We start from the raw sequence: 1,684 nt of genomic DNA on the forward strand, positions 1-1,684 counted from the left end.
CCCCCCCTCTGTCAGCCTAGTTGTCCGGTTGGCGATATCGCCTAAATCTAATCCAGAGGGAGCGGCATGGAGCCCTTGTGCCACGTTATTCTGCAGAGCGTAAAGCAGCCGTCCTGAAGAAGTTGTTACCACCCCATAATCACAGTGTGGCATCGGTAGCGACAGAGGAAGGCATCTCTGACGCGACGCTGTATAGTTGGTTAAAACAGTGTCGAGTAAAAGGAGTGCCTGTGCCGGGTTACACCCCAGGCGACAGCGAATGGTCGCCCGACGCCAAGCTAGCCGTGGTCATTGAAACCGCCACCCTGTCAGAGGCGGAGCTTGGCGCTTACTGTCGCGAAAAAGGCCTTTATCCCGAGCAAATTCAGCAGTGGAAAGCGGCTTGCCTCGAGGGCGCTGGTCGGCAAGAAGATCAGGAAAAAGCGGCGCACAAGCAGCGTAAAGAAGACCGTAAGACCATCAAGCAGCTCAAAGCGGAAGTGCGCCGCAAAGACAAGGTGTTGGCTGAGACGACATCGTTACTGGTGCTCTCAAAAAAGCTCGAAGCCTTGTACAGCGAAAACCCCGACAGCGGCGAGGACGACTAACGCCGCTCGACGAACGTGCAAGGCTCATCGCGCTATTTGACGAAGCGGTTGTGGGTGGCGCTTCCCGCTATCAAGCAGCCGATATTATCGATGTCAGCGAGCGCACATTAAAGCGTTGGCGATCTGAGTGTGGCGCTGTGGTTGAGGATCAGCGCCCACAGTCGGTGCAAGGCAGGCAGCCGCATCAGCTGTCGCATGAGGAAGAGTGGGCCATTTTGAACACTTGTCATCGTCCCGAGTATCAGAGCTTGCCGCCGTCTCAAATCGTGCCCTTACTGGCAGACAACGGCATCTATCTGGCCTCCGAGTCGTCGTTTTATCGCGTATTGAAAAAGCATCGTCAGCACCACCATCGAGGCCGTGCGAAAGCACGCCGCAGAGTAGCCGCGCCGACCAGTTTTACGGCGACAGGGCCTAACCAAGTCTGGAGCTGGGACATTAGTTACTGTTCTTCCGTTGTGCGTGGTCAGCACTGGTATCTCTATCTGATCGTGGATATCTACAGCCGCAAAATCATTGCCTGGGAAGTTCATGAGACGGAATCGGGCGAGTTGGCTAAACAGCTGATGGAGCGTGCATTATTGCGTGAGAAATGCTGGCACCAGCCACCGGTGTTGCACTCGGATAATGGGGCGCCAATGACGTCCTATACGCTCAAAGCGAGGTTAACCGAGCTAGGGATGTTGATGTCTTACAGTCGACCGAGAGTCAGCAACGACAACCCTTACTCGGAATCGCTGTTCCGCACCGTCAAATATTGCCCAGCGTGGCCCACCAAGGGCTTTACATCGCTGAGCGCGGTACGGGAATGGATGTTGGTGTTCGAACAGGCTTACAACGAGCAGCACCTTCACAGTGGCATCCAATATGTCACACCAGCTGACCGACATCGTGGTGTTGATCGAAAACGCCTTGAACGCCGTAAAGCGGTTTATGAAAGCGCTAAGCGCCGATATCCGCAACGCTGGTCGGGCAGCACCCGAAACTGGGGGGTCACTGGTTCAGTGTCGCTTAACCCAGGAAAAGTGAAGGAAATCGAGCGTAATAAAAAGGCTGCTTAAGCTCAGCCATTTGGACAACTGGGTTGAAAATCACCG

1 protein-coding gene is annotated in these 1,684 nt (G+C 54.8%); it reads left to right on the top strand.

Annotated elements, in window-relative coordinates:
* Positions 1-77: 77 nt before the first annotated feature.
* Positions 78-1,648, top strand: a protein-coding gene (locus V8L70_RS22735; protein ID WP_431313204.1) for an IS3 family transposase whose coding sequence is annotated in 2 segments (ribosomal slippage) — positions 78-531 and positions 531-1,648 — 1,572 coding nt in all. Because the reading frame shifts where the segments join, the coding sequence is not laid out codon by codon here.
* Positions 1,649-1,684: the final 36 nt, after the last annotated feature.

The sequence above is a fragment of the Vreelandella arctica genome, from assembly GCF_037070215.1.
GTDB lineage: Bacteria > Pseudomonadota > Gammaproteobacteria > Pseudomonadales > Halomonadaceae > Vreelandella > Vreelandella arctica.